Origin of the sequence: Ferruginibacter sp., from assembly GCF_028288465.1 — a bacterium.
GTDB lineage: Bacteria > Bacteroidota > Bacteroidia > Chitinophagales > Chitinophagaceae > Ferruginibacter.
The window spans coordinates 85,795-103,108 of record NZ_JAQBNR010000050.1; the positions used below are offsets into that span (position 1 = coordinate 85,795).

General features: G+C 42.2%; 14 protein-coding genes and 1 pseudogene. 10 read left to right on the plus strand and 5 right to left on the minus strand.

Going from position 1 to position 17,314, the window contains the following annotated elements; translation table 11 throughout:
* Positions 1 to 11 precede the first annotated feature (11 nt).
* Positions 12 to 1,208, minus strand: coding sequence for a hypothetical protein (locus tag JWR61_RS18985; protein ID WP_301929303.1), 1,197 nt, complete (start codon positions 1,206 to 1,208; stop codon positions 12 to 14).
* Between the two features lie 561 nt (positions 1,209 to 1,769).
* The gene (locus tag JWR61_RS18990) at positions 1,770 to 3,176 is read right to left on the minus strand and encodes a sialate O-acetylesterase (protein WP_301929304.1); all 1,407 of its coding nucleotides are present in this window, start codon (positions 3,174 to 3,176) and stop codon (positions 1,770 to 1,772) included.
* A gap of 284 nt (positions 3,177 to 3,460) precedes the next feature.
* On the opposite strand from JWR61_RS18990, the gene purT reads away from it, so the two are divergent.
* Both purT and nhaD read left to right on the plus strand, forming a co-directional pair.
* Complete coding sequence (gene purT, locus JWR61_RS18995) at positions 3,461 to 4,624, plus strand: formate-dependent phosphoribosylglycinamide formyltransferase (RefSeq protein WP_301929305.1); 1,164 nt, start codon at positions 3,461 to 3,463, stop codon at positions 4,622 to 4,624.
* 201 nt (positions 4,625 to 4,825) lie between these two features.
* Positions 4,826 to 6,097 (plus strand): sodium:proton antiporter NhaD, encoded by a 1,272-nt coding sequence (nhaD, locus tag JWR61_RS19000; RefSeq protein ID WP_301929306.1) that lies wholly within the window; start codon positions 4,826 to 4,828, stop codon positions 6,095 to 6,097.
* An 11-nt stretch (positions 6,098 to 6,108) separates the two neighbouring features.
* Here the strand turns inward: nhaD and JWR61_RS19005 are convergent, their stop codons facing one another.
* The gene (locus JWR61_RS19005; protein WP_301929307.1) at positions 6,109 to 7,671 is read right to left on the minus strand and encodes a PAS domain-containing sensor histidine kinase; all 1,563 of its coding nucleotides are present in this window, start codon (positions 7,669 to 7,671) and stop codon (positions 6,109 to 6,111) included.
* 470 nt (positions 7,672 to 8,141) lie between these two features.
* Between JWR61_RS19005 and JWR61_RS19010 the strand changes: the two genes are divergently transcribed.
* The 7 genes and pseudogenes from JWR61_RS19010 (at position 8,142) to JWR61_RS19035 (ending at position 13,025) form a co-directional block, all read left to right on the plus strand.
* Complete coding sequence (locus JWR61_RS19010) at positions 8,142 to 8,435, plus strand: hypothetical protein (protein ID WP_301929308.1); 294 nt, start codon at positions 8,142 to 8,144, stop codon at positions 8,433 to 8,435.
* A 15-nt stretch (positions 8,436 to 8,450) separates the two neighbouring features.
* Positions 8,451 to 8,615: pseudogene (locus JWR61_RS28305) on the plus strand (hypothetical protein); the annotation flags it as partial.
* A 197-nt stretch (positions 8,616 to 8,812) separates the two neighbouring features.
* Positions 8,813 to 10,177, plus strand: a complete 1,365-nt coding sequence (locus JWR61_RS19015) for a TrpB-like pyridoxal phosphate-dependent enzyme (RefSeq protein WP_301929309.1) — start codon at positions 8,813 to 8,815, stop codon at positions 10,175 to 10,177.
* A gap of 104 nt (positions 10,178 to 10,281) precedes the next feature.
* Complete coding sequence (locus JWR61_RS19020) at positions 10,282 to 10,482, plus strand: glycosyltransferase (RefSeq protein WP_301929405.1); 201 nt, start codon at positions 10,282 to 10,284, stop codon at positions 10,480 to 10,482.
* A gap of 229 nt (positions 10,483 to 10,711) precedes the next feature.
* Entirely contained in the window at positions 10,712 to 10,960 is a 249-nt protein-coding gene (locus tag JWR61_RS19025; protein WP_301929310.1) for a hypothetical protein, read from the plus strand.
* Complete coding sequence (locus JWR61_RS19030; protein WP_301929311.1) at positions 10,948 to 11,277, plus strand: hypothetical protein; 330 nt, start codon at positions 10,948 to 10,950, stop codon at positions 11,275 to 11,277. The genes JWR61_RS19025 and JWR61_RS19030 overlap by 13 nt, the downstream gene beginning before the upstream one ends.
* Before the next feature lie 305 nt (positions 11,278 to 11,582).
* The gene (locus JWR61_RS19035; protein ID WP_301929312.1) at positions 11,583 to 13,025 is read left to right on the plus strand and encodes an ATP-binding protein; all 1,443 of its coding nucleotides are present in this window, start codon (positions 11,583 to 11,585) and stop codon (positions 13,023 to 13,025) included.
* Positions 13,026 to 13,246: 221 nt separating this feature from the next.
* Here JWR61_RS19035 and JWR61_RS19040 read toward each other — a convergent pair whose 3' ends face one another.
* Both JWR61_RS19040 and JWR61_RS19045 read right to left on the minus strand, forming a co-directional pair.
* The gene (locus JWR61_RS19040; protein WP_301929313.1) at positions 13,247 to 13,819 is read right to left on the minus strand and encodes an AAA family ATPase; all 573 of its coding nucleotides are present in this window, start codon (positions 13,817 to 13,819) and stop codon (positions 13,247 to 13,249) included.
* A gap of 105 nt (positions 13,820 to 13,924) precedes the next feature.
* Positions 13,925 to 14,542: a class I SAM-dependent methyltransferase gene (locus JWR61_RS19045; RefSeq protein ID WP_301929314.1), complete on the minus strand. Its 618-nt coding sequence runs from the start codon at positions 14,540 to 14,542 to the stop codon at positions 13,925 to 13,927.
* A 290-nt stretch (positions 14,543 to 14,832) separates the two neighbouring features.
* Between JWR61_RS19045 and JWR61_RS19050 the strand changes: the two genes are divergently transcribed.
* A complete protein-coding gene (locus JWR61_RS19050; protein WP_301929315.1) occupies positions 14,833 to 17,304 on the plus strand; it encodes a glycoside hydrolase N-terminal domain-containing protein in 2,472 nt (823 codons plus the stop codon).
* Positions 17,305 to 17,314: the final 10 nt, after the last annotated feature.

Sequence of the window (17,314 nt, forward strand, 5' to 3'; positions counted from 1 at the left end):
TTCCGCTAGCATTATTTCAGTAAAATCGCCGGTAACTGCTTTTCAAAAAGCGCTGTAAATTCCTGGCTGGTTAAAATACGTCCCTGTCTTTGTGCATCGTTGGCAACGCTGTAACCCCATTGTGCAGAAGCCATTCTTTGTGTTGGCGTTCCATGATGTCCATCATTTGTAACCTGGCAATCGCCAATATTGAAAAACACCTGCATAAATAGCTGCACCCTTTTCCACTGCATAGACGCACCACGGGCATGAGAAAGGTAATAAGCTGAATATGCATCAGCCATCAACTCAGTTCTTCTTGTTGCTTCGGGGCTGCTTACAGTTCCAAATACGCCCAGCTGGAACTGAATCTGGTGGCCAAATTCATGGGCCAGTATTGCCTGCGGCGCTACGTCTCCATAACCTGTCGCAGTAAAGTCCTGCATAATGCCATCTCCCATCACAATTTTGGCGGGTATTGTTCCATAGGGAGAAAAAGTAAAAGCATTTTGCGCAAATGAATTAAACGTAAAAATCGGATGGTTGCCGTTTTGATACTGAGGTACATCTTTCAACAATAATATAATCAGGTCTGCAGTATATGCTGCTGTTACCTGGCTGTCGCCATAAAGAATCATATCAATCCTGATCAATTTATCCCGGTTCAGCAACATACTTCCGTGCATTCCCACCAACACAATATTGTTTGATTGAATATTCCAAAAGCGTTTCAGGTCTTTAAAAGTCTTTGCCATTATTTGGGTGTATTCTCCTTTCACGCCAAAATATTGTGTGGCTGCGGTATTTTCAAATAACAGCGCATCGTAGGTAGGAAAATCAAGCATACCAGTCGCCAGCGCAAAGTAAATAATATCGCTGTTCCAGTCTGCCAGCTGGCTGGCCAATAACTGATTTAATGGCGTATTATCATTACAGCTTGCTGGAGAACTTGCATTCAACGCCCGTTGTACCATGGCCCGGTATTCAGGATGCATTTTTAATAATAATGCAGTATTTTTTTGCACCCGTTTTTCATAGCCTGCGGGCATAGATGCACGTAATTTGGTGAGCTTTAGCTGTAAATCTGCAGCTATCAATGCTGGTTGCTTTGATAAAGTACTTTCGCTTTGTAAGTTGGGATTGTTGCTGGTACCAATTTCTTTTGTGCAGCTGGTAATTATGAAGGCGCACAAAACAATTGATGTTGAAATCAGTTTAAAATTTTTCATCTTTTGGGGTTGATTTTTTAATCTAGCTTGTAAATAAGTTTCTGGATAATATAATATGTCGCACGGAAATTTATGAAAAGACAGGGGGCATGAGCAGTGATATTTTTTAAAAATTGGTAATGAAATTTACTGGCTTTGATAATCTTACAATCATCAAACTTTGATCCCATTTAAGATTATTTATCAGGTGTGCAAGGTTATTTTGATTTTGCTTTGTAACTAGGCGACTTTCCTGAGTTACCGCTTTTTTTAACGCTGAGTCTGTAATGGTGAGAGTAAATAATTGCTCACAGATTATAAGGCATTGTACAAATAAGTCCCGTATTGGGAAACCTCTTGCTCTAGCCTATTTAGAAGGATTGAAGAAAGTAAAAATGGCAATGCGCAATTTGGTTTACAACAACCGTGTTTATGTAGAATAACAAATTAGTAACAGGGATTGACTATAACTATATGTTTAATACAAATTAAAACATGGCAGTAATGGGTACAAATTAAAAGCGGCCGGTAATTACCAGCCGCATAAAAATAAAAGATGTATTCGATACAAATGCGGATAATTTATTCTTTACTTCTGTCAAGTTCCCAGTCATCTGTTCTGAAAGGATTTACCGGCAATCCTTCCTTGCTGAATAAATTGCCCATGGCGGCATTGCTGAACGAAAACCTGACTGCTACAGGCTGTGGCACTTTAGTGCTTGTCACAATCAACTTATCTTTATCGATTTTTGCAGTGGCCGGTACAAATATTTTATCGGCTCCGGCAATGTATACTTCGGTAATATTTTTACCAGTTGTCATAAGGCCATTGGGCGCATTGTCAAATGTTATCACGACTTTATTTTTTTGCACTTCCATGCTTTTATACATCGGGCTTCTAAACAGCAAGCCATCCTTATGGTAAGTTTGTGCCAGTGCCCAGTTGGCAAGGCGTTCGCCTACCAGCCGTTTACCTTTCGGATGAATGTCTTTTACATTATCTACCAAATCAGTAATAACAGCCATACCAACATTGGGAAATATCATGGCCTTTGTCTGCTGCTCTCTTATTACAGAGGAGATAAATTTATTTTCGTAAGTGAAGGGGGCAATCTGAACATAATAAAATGGCAGTTCCTTGCTCCATGCTTTGCGCCAGCTGCCAATCATGGTAGTTAATAGTTTACCGTATGTGTCTGGCGCAATGGTATTGCCTTCGCCCTGGTACCAAATTGCGCCGGCAATATTGTAATTGGTAACAGGTGCAATCATTCCGTTAAATGCAGCACCCGGTAAGTACGGCCACCAGTCGTACGGTTGTTGTTTTGCGGCGGCATTTTTTAATTCCGGATCATTGTTAATTGCTCCTGCCTCCGTCCATGTTTCTGCCGGTGTGCCGCCCCAGTTGGTGCTGATCAACCCAACAGGTACGTTCATATCTGTATTCAGTTTTTTACCAAAGAAGTAGGCCACGGCGCTAAACACTTTCAGCGTATTGGAGTCGCAGGCAACCCATTCGCCACCACAATTATCCTGCGGATATTGAGAGGTAGTTTTTGGAATGGTGAAGAACCTGATATTGCTGTTGGCACAGGCAGGCAACGCAGCTTTAATATCCGGTATACCGCCCCAGCCGTCATTCATCTCCATATTTGACTGGCCGGAACAAACCCACACTTCCCCAATCAGCACATTGTTCAGCACAATGGTATTCTGACCTTTTAAAGTTATGGTATAAGGCCCGCCGGCAGCAGGTGTTTTTACGCTCAGTGACCAAACGGCGTCCCGGGTAGCGATAACGCTGTCTGTTTTGTTATCCCAGGATGTGGTAACAAATATCTTTTCAGCTGGCCCGGCCCAACCCCATAATTTTACAGCCGATTGCTGCTGCAGCACCATATTATTATTGATTACGTTCGGCAAGCGGATATTGGCTTTTAACGCCAGGGTAAAGAGAAGCACAGTAACAATGGCAAAACATTTTTTCATGAGAAATTATTAGGTGTTTGTTGTATGTATTGGAGTTTAAATGTACGAAGCATTTATTGAAATTTTAATGACCAATTCTACGCTTTTAACCGGTATTGTTTACAATGGCAGTATTGCTGTACGCTCAACGTACCTGATGAACAAACTTTCACTTTGCCAGTCTGTATCAGTTTACCAATTCATCCCGGCAAAGTAAAAATTTACTTTAAAAATGCAGCCCGCATTCTCACACCATTAAAAAATCCTCCTTTAAACTTTATTCATCAAATAATTTATATTGCGGCATGCATAAAAAAATCCTACTGCTCGGAAGTGGCGAATTGGGTAAAGAACTGGTGATTGCATTAAAGCGCCTGGGCCAAACCGTTATTGCAGTTGACAGCTACGCCGGTGCGCCTGCCATGCAGGTAGCAGATGATTATGAAGTAGCAGATATGCTGGACGGAACCCAACTGGATGCAGTTGTGGCCAAGCACCAGCCCCACTTAATTGTACCGGAAATTGAAGCCATCCGTACAGAACGTTTGTATGCATACGAACAGCAACAGATCCAGGTTGTGCCCAGCGCAAGGGCGGCCAACTTTACCATGAACCGCAAGCTGATCCGCGATTTGGCAAGTAAAGAATTGAGGTTGAAAACAGCCGCCTATTTTTATGCAACCAGCTTCACTGAATTCACAAAAGCAGTGCAGGCAATCGGGCTGCCCTGTGTTGTAAAACCCCTGATGTCTTCAAGCGGTAAAGGACAATCCGTTTTAAAAACCCTGGAAGATCAGCAACAGGTTTGGGAATATGCCATTACCAGTTCAAGAGGCGATATACAGGAAGTAATTATTGAGGAATTCATTTTGTTTCACACCGAAATTACTTTGCTTACTGTTACGCAAAAAAATGGAGTTACCTTATTTTGTCCGCCGATAGGGCACCGGCAGGAACGGGGTGATTACCAGGAAAGCTGGCAACCGGTTGCCATCAGCGAAAAAGATTATACCGATGCCTGCGACATGGCCAAAAAAGTTACCGCTGCGTTAACGGGCGTCGGCATTTGGGGAGTTGAATTTTTTCTTACAGATAAAGGCGTATATTTTTCTGAACTAAGTCCGCGGCCACATGATACCGGCATGGTTACACTGGCAGGCACACAAAATTTATCGCAGTTTGAATTGCACGCAAGAGCTATACTGGGCTTACCAATTCCTTCTATACAACTGGAACGGGCCGGGGCAAGCGCCGTGGTGCTGGCCAATAAAGCTGCTACCAATTTTAATATTTCCGGAATGGAGAAAGCTCTGCAACTGGATGGCATGGATATACGCATTTTTGGTAAGCCAACCACGCGTCCTTACCGCAGAATGGGCGTTGCCCTGGCGTATGGTGAACCGGATTCAGATATAAATGAGCTCCGTAAAAAAGCGAAAGCCGCAGCCGATTGTATTATCATTGAATAACGCTGTTTCTTTCATTTGCAATCAATCACTTTTGTCCTGCATCTCAATATTCAGTAATGCTAAAGAGGCGAACCAGAACAACACATCCTTACAGTAGCAGGAAGAAAGTAAAAATAATTGTTGCCTGTTTTGTATCATACAATGACTGGCTAAAAATTAAATACTGTTTTAACATTTATAAAGCTCAAGCTCAAAAAAATTATGATTGCACTGTTACTTATTACCGTATTTATACTCGGATACATTGCCATCGCATCTGAGCATGTGATAAAACTGAATAAAGCCGCCAGTGCTTTAATAACGGGCGTGCTTTGCTGGACAATCTACATCGTACAAAGCGATGCACCACAACAGGTAAGCGAACAGTTATTACACCACCTGGGCGAAATCGCGTCTATCTTATTTTTTTTATTAGGTGCCATGACAATTGTGGAATTGATTGACTCGCACAATGGCTTTGATATCATCACCGAAAAAATAACTACCAGCAGCAAAAGTAGCCTGCTGCTAATTGTAACAGCCATTACATTTTTTCTTTCCGCCTTGCTTGATAATTTAACTACGGCAATTGTGATGGCTTCATTGTGTTCAAAAATCCTGAGCGATAAAGAAGATAAATTATGGTTTTGCGGAATGATTGTTATAGCAGCCAATGCCGGCGGTGCATGGTCGCCTTTGGGAGATGTTACTACTACCATGCTGTGGATTGGCGGTCAAATAACAGCGCTCAACATTATGAAGCAACTGATATTGCCCGGGATAGCCGTGTGTATTTTTCCTTCGTTGATTATTGCGGCCCGTTTCAAAGGAAAAAAACTGGATACTATTTTATTGCCTGCGACAACTGAAAAGGAAAAAAAAGAGGGGCAGGTTATTCTTTTTGCCGGCATTGGATTTTTAGTTTTTGTACCAGCGTTTAAAACACTTACACATTTACCACCTTTTATGGGAATGTTGCTGGCGTTGGGTTTGATGTGGTTGATTACCACCTTTATTCACAAGGGCAAAGAACCGGAACTGGCAGAAAAATATACCGTAACAAAAGCGTTACAAAAAGTAGATACGCCCAGTGTGTTGTTCTTCCTCGGCATTCTGCTGGCTGTGGCAGCTTTACAATCTTCTGGCTTGCTCAAAGAACTGGCCGGCTCATTGAGCAACACGCTGAAAAATGATTATTTAATCGGTACAACACTGGGGTTGTTATCAGCACTGGTGGACAATGTTCCGCTGGTGGCGGCATCGCAGGGCATGTATGATTTATCAACCTATCCAACTGACCATCCTTTTTGGGAATTTCTTGCGCTCACGACAGGAACGGGTGGCAGTGCCATTATCATCGGTTCCGCCGCAGGCGTGGCCGTGATGGGAATTGAAAATATTGATTTTATCTGGTACCTGAAAAAAATAAGCTGGCTGGCGCTGATTGGGTTTGCTGCGGGTATTGGAGTATTTCTTTTGCAATTGGAATTTTGAAAAGCAGCCTGCTAAACGGCTTGCCTTTTCGGAATGGAAAATGTAAAATTGGCACCCTTACCCAATTCAGATTCTACCCAGATTTTACCGCCATACAATTCAACAATTTTTTTACAGGTAGCCAGGCCAATACCTGTTCCGCTGAACTTATCCTGCGTAACCAGGCGCTGGAACATGATAAAAATTCTTTCTGAATCTATGGGATCGATGCCGATGCCGTTGTCTTGCACACTGATGGTATATTCGGTTGCTGTTTCAGTCCCTGATATCCTGATGATCTGTCTTTCATCGGTTGCATATTTTAATGCATTACCAATTAAGTTTTGCATCAGTTGCAGCATGTCATTTTTTCCAGCTCGTATAACCGGCAATTTTTCAACATCAATTTCTCTTTCTGTTTGAGTGCCGTTGCTGCTGAATGTATATAGCACTTCTTTTACCACAGCGTTCATGTCCACATCGGTCACCGTTTCCGGCACTTTTGCAATCAGCGCATATTTTAAAAGATTATTGATCAGCGTTTTCATCCGCTCCGCACCATCTACAGCAAACTGGATATATTTTTTACCGGTTTCGTCAACAATATTTTCGTATTTTTTTTCAAATAATTTAATAAAGCCGCTTACCATGCGCAGTGGTTCCTGTAAGTCGTGCGAGGCCACATAGGCAAAGCTTTCCAGCTCGGTATTTTTATTGATTAAAGCAGCGGTTTTTGCTTCCAAACTGGCATTGAGTGCAATTAAATGCGCTTCATTTTCTTTTAGTTTTCTGCGGGTAATTATCTGTTCCGTAAAATTATCGAACGTACATATCACATGATCCAACTTCCCAGTCACGTCAAACTCCGGTTCTGCATTTACCAACAACCAAACCCTGTCTTTTTTTAAGGGCCGGTATACGCCCATGATAACATTTTTCACAGATTTACCGGTGGCAATAGCTGCAGGCACCGGGTGGGTATGACCGGGAAAAGGTGAACCATCTTCATGAATCACACTCCAGTCCGGATCGAAGGATGTTTTGCCCAACAACTGTTCTTCCGTTAATCCCAACAGTTCCAAAGCCGCATTATTGGAAATAAGGATGGATGCATCAGGAGCTTGTTTTAAAACACCTACGGGAAGATTTTCAATCAAATTTTTGAATTGTGCCCAACCATCCTGCGATACACTAGTAAGTTTAACCGGAGCATCAACAGGTTGCTGTTGATTAATTTCAATGAGACTGATGTATACATAGTCAGTACCATTATTGCCTGCTAAAATTTGTACTGAAGTTTTACCATTAAAAAGTTCGCCGTTTTTGCGGATGAAAGGCAGTGTTTCTATGGGAATTCCGTATTTGACCTCACCGGATATCAAATTGCTGCCACAGCCTGGTGCCAGCAGATCAGCTATCATAAGGGAACCGAATTCTGCTTCACTATAGCCAAATAATATTTTTGCCGCGGTGTTTGCCGTTACAATTTTACCACCGGTGAGGGAAACAATTGTTGCCATTACCTCATTTTCAAAAGCAAGCTTTAGCAGCGAATCATACGGAAGAAAATCCTCCGTCTTTCCGAAGTGATTCATTGAATTAAAATTGATAATTGAGGAAGAATTGTTTTACAGGGGTTCGGCAGCATGCATAAAACTACAACATTAATATAATTACTAATCCTGACAAATATCAGTATTTACAGTATTTCGCTTTAATAGTAATTCTTCTACGCGGTAAATTTCTTTCCCGGATAATCTGTTCAGCAATACTGTCAGTTAACTGAAGTTTCCTTCTGCATATTTTATCCGGTTATGTTGTAGCCAGGCTGACATAACAATTTTATCGAAGCTATCCGGATAAAATTTAAAAATGCAGGTTACATTTTACGAATGGACGCTTACCAATCTTAGCCACATGTTTGCTGCTTGTGATATTGATTTAACTGTCGGTGAAAAAACCATGTTACCAACTAACTAATAACACCCACATGGTTCATTTTTAAAAACCAAAATTTAATTATTTAAACCTTTATCCAGGGTTCGGTTTTTTGCTTATCCTGCTAATGAATTCTACAGCTCTTTATTCCCAGCATAATTTGGGCTTCAGCAACTATCAATGGTCACCTGCATTTGGGTTGAATAACATCTTTATAAAAAACCCCGTTGCCATCATTGACAGAGATGTTACTTATACTGTCACCGCGACTATCGTCGCAGGTTGCATTGCCAAAGATGATGTCAGGGTGAGGTTTTACCAGGGACCGGAAATTTATGTACCCAATGCATTTACGCCCAACAACGATTCAAAAAATGATTTATTCAAACCCATATTAATTGGTATAAAAGAATTAAAATAATTCGCGGTATTCAGCCGGTGGGGTCAGTTGGTTTTTAAAACATCGGAAGCTAACAAAGGCTGGGATGGCACACTAAACGGTATCAGGCAAAACCCCGGCGCCTTCGTATGGACGGTTGATGACGTAGATTTTAACGGTCATGCTATCAGCAAAAAAGGGACTGTAATTTTGATCAGGTAAGTCTCGTGCTATTTTATTTTCAGCAAAGCATAAGTACCTTTTCTAATGACCAACAACCTTAATAAAATTTGATGAAAGAGCGGGGATTCCTGGCTACACCTAAATAATTTTCTGTGAATTGATTTGCTGTACTCTATTAATTGCTACCTTTTCAATCCCGATTTTTACAGTTGATAAAATACTTAAACAAACAAATCATGCCACAAAAGAAAATTTTGCTGAACGAGTCTGAGATGCCTACCCACTGGTACAATATTGTTGCAGATATGCCCAACAAACCTTTACCACCCCTCCATCCCGGCACCAAACAACCTGTTGGACCTGATGACCTGGCTCCCATTTTTCCGATGGAACTCATCATGCAGGAAGTGAGTACGGAACGTTACATCGAAATACCCGACCAGGTGCAGGAAATATATAAAATATGGCGTCCAACACCGATGATGCGGGCTTATGGCCTTGAAAAATTACTGAACACACCTGCCAAGATTTATTATAAATACGAAGGAACGAGCCCCAGCGGATCGCACAAGCCCAACACAGCTGTACCACAGGCTTATTACAACATGAAGGCAGGTGTTAAACGGCTTACCACAGAAACAGGAGCAGGCCAATGGGGTACTGCATTGAGTTTTGCCTGCCAGCAGTTTGGCCTGGGATGCGAAGTGTATATGGTGCGTATCAGCTACGACCAAAAGCCTTACCGCAAGTTTATGATGAACACATTTGGTGCAGAAGTTTTTGCATCGCCAAGCGATCGCACCCAGGCGGGCAGAAATATTCTTGCACAAGACCCTACTTCTTCTGGTAGTTTGGGCATCGCCATTTCAGAAGCCATTGAACGGGCTGTAAGTGATGAACACACGAAGTATTCTTTAGGCTCTGTATTAAACCATGTGTTAATGCACCAGACCATCATCGGGCAGGAATGTATCAAACAACTTGAATATGCAGGCGATTACCCGGACATTGTAATCGCACCACTCGGTGGCGGAAGCAACTTCGCCGGCATGTCTTTTCCATTTCTTAAAAACAATATACTTGATGGTAAAAAAACAAGGTTTATTGCGGTGGAGCCTGCCAGTTGCCCCAAGTTAACCAAGGGCGTTTTTAAATACGATTTTGGTGATACTGCCGGTTACACGCCTTTGCTGCCAATGTATACGCTTGGCCATAACTTCAGGCCAGCCAGCATCCATGCGGGCGGATTGCGTTATCATGGTGCCAGTGTGTTGTGCAGCCAGTTATTGCGTGATGGATTGATAGAAGCACAGGCATTGCAGCAACTGGAATGTTTTGACGCCGGTGTAAAATTCGCCCGGGCAGAAGGCATCATACCTGCACCAGAAGCTACACATGGTATTGCACAGGTAATCCGTGAAGCAGAGCAGGCCAGAAAAGAAGGCGTTGCAAAAACAATCTTATTTAATTTATGCGGTCATGGCTTTGTTGACATGCAGGCCTACGCAGATTATTTTGAAGGTAAATTAAGCGATCACTTTTTTACGGATAAAGAACTGAAAGCAAACCTGCCGGAAATAGAAGCATTGCAACCGGCTTAGATAATCCGCAGCGATAAAATTACACAGGGTTTCAAACATCGAAGTTTGAAACCCTTTTGTTTTAAAAATGAGTTGCCGTTCCTCTCCAATCTTCTATTAAAATTATTGTCAGAGACAGCAGTCTTCAGGCGGATATATTACATGCGCATATGCGCAAATCATACGTGCTGGCTGGCATTGCCGGAAGCCTGTTGAACAAACCGGTTGTAGCCACAGTACATGGCATGCATGTTACCGCACCCTGGATAGTGGGAAAAATACGCACAAGCCTTTTCAGCAATTTGACAGTATCGCCTTTTATATAGTAGCTCATGCAGACGATTGGCACTTGTTTATGCATCCCAATGTTTATAATGATATTATTGCACCTGGTTGTAAAGTTATTTTCATTGTTACAACTGCCGGTGATTCCGGCTTTGGAGAACACTTTTGGCTTGCAAGAGAGGAAGGACCAAAAAGTGCTGCCCGTTTTTGCCTCGCACCTTTCAATGATATTTCCGAATCTGGTGGCCAGAGAAAAATAATCATTATACAGTGCATTACTGGTCAGCAAATACAACCACCGCTTACTTTTTACGACTGCCTGATGGTAACCTGGATGGCAATGGATTTGAAGCAACCGGCTTTCAGCGTTTATCCAAACTTATATCCGTGCAAACAGATGTCATTGAAACAGTTGACCATGCTACCCGCTACGAAAGCTGGTCTTCATTGCTCAACACGCTAGAATCTATTATTAGTATTGAAGCCATGGCATCAGCAATAAATGGGTGCACTATTTAAATCCCGATACGGCAATCAATCCAACCGATCATCCTGATCATACAGCTACCGGCTTTGCCATCCAAGCCATCAGTACGATGTCAATTTTTTATCAGTCGCTCTATATGGGCTACAATGCCGGCGAAGCAGGAAAAAGTTTATCTTCAAAAGAAGCCTTCTGGAAAGCTGGCATATTTGCTGCATATGAAACAGCGGTGTACGATCATTCAGGCTACAGTACCTTACGGGAAGATCCGGATATATATACTAACTGGTGCAGCAGTGCGGTTGAGCCAGTTATTGCAGCGCCGTTACCGGCTTCATTGGATGGCAAATAATCTACTGCTGGTTATTTTAATTCATTACTCTGCTATCTTTTACCCGTTGGTAAATGGCACTAATATTTACTTAAAAACAATTTTGAACCGGGCATTTATTTTTCAATTAAACATCGTTGCGTCGCACACTTGTACAAGATACCCCCTGGTAACTTTTATCGAATCGGTGTTGGCCGTTGAGTAGTTTTGGCCACCTATATATTTTTATAAGTGGCCAAAACAGCAACTAAAAAGCACGTTTTGGCCGGATATAATTTTTTATATCCGGCCAAAACTATAGTTTTACATAAATAAAAAACTGGTTAATGGTTACTATAAGCGGCAGGGAAACAGAAATAGCCATACTGCAGGAATTACTAAAATCAAAAACGGCGGATCTGTTAGCCGTTTATGGAAGGCGAAGAGTAGGGAAAACCTTTATGATACAGACCTGCCTGCAGGATCATATTGTTTTTCACCTTACAGGCATGTACCAGGCGGCCTTAAAAGAACAATTACAGCAATTCAGCATTGTACTTCAGCATGCCACTGGCTCAACACTTGCATTAAAACCACCAGTCAACTGGATCGAAGCGTTTAGTGCCTTGCAGGCACATCTTATACCCCTGTTGCAAAAGAAAAAGCTGGCAGTTTTCCTGGATGAATTTCCCTGGCTGGATGGACGAAAGTCTGGCTTTCTTTCTGCCTTTGAACATTTTTGGAATAACTGGGCCAGCCGTCAGCCGCAATTGCTTGTAGTAGTTTGTGGTTCTTCCGCATCCTGGATGCTGAAGAATATCATCAATAATAAAGGCGGCCTGCATAACCGCATTACATCCAAAATACCCCTCGCGCCATTTACACTTGCAGAAACAGAAGCCTATCTCAGGAGCACCGGTTGTAAACTGGACCGCTACCAGATTTTACAGATCTATATGGTATTTGGTGGTATTCCGCATTATTTAAAAACAGTGGGAAAAGACAAGAGTGCCGCACAGGTAATTGAAAGAACCTGTTTTTCCAAACAGGGTTTGCTGACCGGCGAATTTGATAATTTATACAGTTCTTTATTTGAGCTGGCAGATAACCACATCAAGGTAGTAAGGGCGCTGGGCGCCAGCGGAAAGGGGCTTACAAGGCAGGAGTTGATTACCATCTGCGGTTTAAGCTCCGGCGGAAGAGCAACCATTGTGCTGGATGAAATGGAAAAATCTGGCTTCATTCAGCAAACCATTCCTTATGGTAAGGTAAGCAAAGATGCCATCTACCGGCTTATTGACGAGTTTTCTATTTTTTACCTCAAGTTTATGGATAAGCGCAAGCCGGGTGGCAAAGATACCTGGGCTAAAATAAGTGAAGAACCTTCCTATATTACGTGGTGCGGCATTGCCTTTGAAGCAGTTTGTCTAAAACACATTGACCAGATCATGGATGGCCTGAAAATAAGGAAGGGGGCTGAAACCTCTGCCTGGCGGTTTGTCCCGGCAAAAGGAAGTAAAGAAAAAGGAGCACAAATTGACCTGATAATAGACAGGAGAGACCTTATTATTAATCTCTGTGAAATGAAATTTTATAATAAGCCATTTACGATTGATAAGAAATATGCAGAAGTATTAAAGCAGAAAACGGACGTATTTACCGAAAAAATTAAGCCGCGTAAAACACTTTTTTTAACCATGATCACGACCTATGGCATTACAGATAACGAGTATGCCGACCAGCTGGTACAGCAGCAATTAGATATGAATGCTCTTTTCAAATTGTTATAAAATAAAGCCATAGATATACAATGACAGAATGCAAATCGTACATACTTTGCTTTCGGAGATTTGGCCGCATATAAAAAATTATATCCGGCCAAATCTATCCCCGGCAAAGTTGTAAAAAATATTCAATTCAATTTTAAGCTCCAATAAAAATGCATCAGCTGCTTGCACGTTTTAAAAAATTGTTTACCAGGTTTGGTTTCCGCCGAAAAGCAGACAACAACTTATTGCAGCCCTATTTTTATCAATCCACTTTTATCCGCTTGTGTTATACAATCATTTGAAATGCAGGTAATGATAACGGTACCGGTATGTGATTGTATTCGCCGCAACAGGTATGCTGCTTCCGGGTTGCTGTATCTGTCATGCGCATCTTTTACATCGGTGCGTTTGCCAAACAAAGCATCGGCTTCATCAAATACTAAAACAACATTCATTTGCGCTGCCTTATTGAATACAGCATCCAGGTTTTTTTCTGTTTCCCCGATATATTTACTAACCACCGACGACAGGTTTACCCGGTAAATATTTTTTTGCATATTGGCCGCCAGCCACCGGCTGGTATTATCTGATATTCCTTTATCACTTCCGGTTAATAACAAATGAGCTGCACCAACTTTTTTGGACCTGCCAATAAACGGGTACAGCTGTTTTTTTACAGCCGGTTCAACAGCAAGCAAACTGTCTGCGGCTACAACTTTTATTTGCCTTTCCGGCACTACTTTTAAGGCAGACTGTGCTGACGAATATACACAGGTTGCGAATGACAAAAATAGCAGGCAGCATTTTTTATTCATAAAGATGAGTTTTAATGAATGGTTTAACTGACAAAATGAAGTAGTAAAATACGCTGTTTTAGTCACCAAACAAACTGATAGCAATTGTAAAAAGAGTCGAAAGCGCTATCTGGTAAACACGATAATATTCCCGTTCTGCAAATCGGTTTTTTTCGAGGTGAAGGCATGGGCAGATTTTAACGTAAAGCCTTGCTGAACAAACAGGTCAATGATTTGTGTTTTGTTTAAGAAGGGGCGCACACAATCATGAAATCTTTGCCCGGGATACTTTGGGTTAATCTCTGCAATAATCACTTCACCTCCCGGCATCAATATTCTTTTAAATTCATTGATCATTTGATCGGGGTTTTCAAATTCATGCAGGGTTTTACGGCAAAGTATTTTTTTGTATCGCCCTGATGCCAGCGGAACATTGTTAACACCCCCAACGATGGTTTCACAGCCTGCCTGCATATTATTTACAAAACCGGGACTGGCAATGTTTTTTTTGATAATGGCCAGGTTGCTGGTGTCAATATCTTCCAGTACAAAATAAATATGAGGATAATAGAAGGCGATCTGGTTATCATGAAAACCCGTCTCACAGCCAATGTCCACCAGTGTATCACCATCAATCAAACCGTAGCGGCTGATTTCGTTATCATACACTTCCTGGCGGTTATAGCGGGTAACGCTACAGGAAATTAATACAACAGTTAGTATGAACAGTAGATATTTTCTCAATGCGGACGCTCTTTGATTTTACTTTGGGTGTAAAGCTGCTGTTGCTAACAACGGTTCAGCCGTTATTGAATTGCACAAATGTAAAATATTTATGAACCTGTTAGTTGTGTTCGCCACCACATTTAAAATTGACGTAACAAAGCGCCGCTTTGATTTGCTTCTACTGCTGGCAATTTTACCAGTTCACTAAATAGAATGCTTTCAGGTGAAGTAAATACCCTGAAGGCAAAATAAAATCCATTTTACGCCAGACTAACTTATATTAGTTACTCCATTTAACACAGCCAGCCATGACAAAAAGCCTCCTGTATTTTTTATTCTGTTGTATACTGTTTCAAACGAATGGCTACAGCCAGGATACAGATAAAAACCTCATGAAGTTGTGGTATGATCAGCCTTCCCATGTTTGGGAAGAAGCATTGCCCATTGGCAACGGACATATTGGTGCCATGGTGTATGGCATTCCTGCGCAGGAACACCTGCAGTTAAACCACGATGAGTTTTGGTCAGGCAGCCCATATACCAATTACAACAAGCATGCAGGACCAAAAGCCCTGGCTACAATCCGGCGAATGATCAATGATGGAGAGTATGGCAAAGCAGATAAGTACGCAGCCAATTTTATTGCTGAAAAAGTACATGGCGTAAACTATCAGCCGGCAGGCGATTTATACCTTGATTTCAACAATCACCAGCAATACAAAAATTTAAGACGTGAACTGGATATTGCAAAAGCAGTCTCCACCACCACCTATGAAGTGGACGGTGTTCATTATACAAGAACCAGCTTTGCATCTTTCAGCGACCAGGTAATTATTATTCAACTGACAGCAGATCAACCCGGAAAAATTAATTTTTCGGCCAGTTTAAAAACACCTCAGAAACACAAACTGGCTATCGTTGGTAACAATACCTTAAGCCTCGCTGTAATTGCGCCGGAACACAGTGGCTTGCCCGGAGTGATACAGGCGTCAGTAAATGTACAGGTGCACAATACCGGGGGAATAGTGCAGGCAAAAGACAGTAGCATCAGCATACAAAACGCCAACAGTGCCATCATCTATTTATCGATGGTTACCAATTTTAAGAACTACCATAGCATGATTGCTGACTCTATAAATGCTGCCAGGATCATTGCTGCAAAATCAGCTGAATTAGATAAACAGGCCCGACAGAAAACATTTGATACTTTATTAAGCAATCATATAACAGCCTATCAAAAATATTTTAAAAGGGTTTATTTTGATATCGGTCAGACAGAAGCAACCGAATTGCCTACCAACGAAAGGCTGGCTAAATTTAAAGATGGCAACGATCCGCAACTGGTGAGTTTATATTTTCAGTTTGGCCGCTATTTACTCATCAGTTGTTCGCAGCCAGGCGGGCAGGCGGCTAATTTACAGGGCCTTTGGAACCCACACACCAATCCACCATGGGGAAGCAAGTATACTGATAATATCAACCTGGAAATGAATTACTGGCCGGCAGAAATAACGCAGCTTACAGAGATGCACGAGCCGCTGGTTTCGATGGTGAAAGACCTGAGCGTAAGCGGGCAATCAACCGCTAAAATAATGTATGGGGCACGGGGCTGGGTACTGCACCACAACACCGATATCTTCAGGGCAACGGGTGCCATTGATGGGCCGTGGGGACTTTGGCCAACGGGAGGTGCCTGGGTATGCCAGCACATGTGGGAAAAATATTTGTTCAACGGCGATAAGCAGTTTTTACAATCCATCTACCCGGCCATGAAAGGTGCCAGCGAGTTTTTTGCAGATGTATTGTATAAAGATCCGCACACGGGCTGGCTGGTGGTATCACCATCTGCTTCGCCTGAAAATGCACATGATGGCAACAGTCTTGCAGCAGGCACAACCATGGATAATCAAATGGTTTTTTCTTTACTTCACAATACCATCAAAGCCGCTACCATCTTGCATGCTGATCCTGCCTTTATTAAAGTAATGCAAACGAAAGCTGACGGTATGGCACCGATGCAGATTGGTAAATTCAACCAGTTGCAGGAGTGGCTCAACGACTGGGATAACCCGGATGACAAGCACCGCCACATCTCTCATTTATGGGGTTTGTATCCTGGCAGTTTAATCTCTCCTTACCGCAGTCCAAAATTATTTGAAGCAGCTAAAACATCGCTGGTGCATCGCGGTGATATTTCAACCGGCTGGTCGATGGGATGGAAAGTGAATGTGTGGGCAAGATTGCTGGATGGCAATCATGCTTATAAATTAATTACCAACCAGCTTACGCCAACGGGTGAAAATAAGGAAGGCGGCGGCACTTACCCCAACCTGTTTGATGCCCATCCGCCCTTCCAGATTGATGGTAATTTTGGCTGCACTGCAGGTATTGCAGAAATGTTATTACAATCGCATGATGGTGCGATACACGTGTTACCTGCTTTACCTGATCAATGGCAAAACGGTTCGATGCACGGTTTAAAAGCAAGGGGTGGATTTATTGTTGATATGGACTGGCAGAACGGACAATTGAAAAAGCTTGTTATAACGTCTGCCCTTGGCGGCAATTGCCGTATCAGGAGTTACGAACCAATGGAATTGAAGGATGCCCATCAGGTTGAAGGAAGGAATACTACTAACTCAAATCCTTTTTATGAAGTGTTGTCAATCAAGGCACCGGTTATTGCAGCCACCGCAACGCCTGCGGAACCAGTTTTAAAAAAGGTATACGAATATGATTTGCCTACAGCAGCAGGTAAGACTTACGTGTTTGAGCTTTAATGAGCCGCTC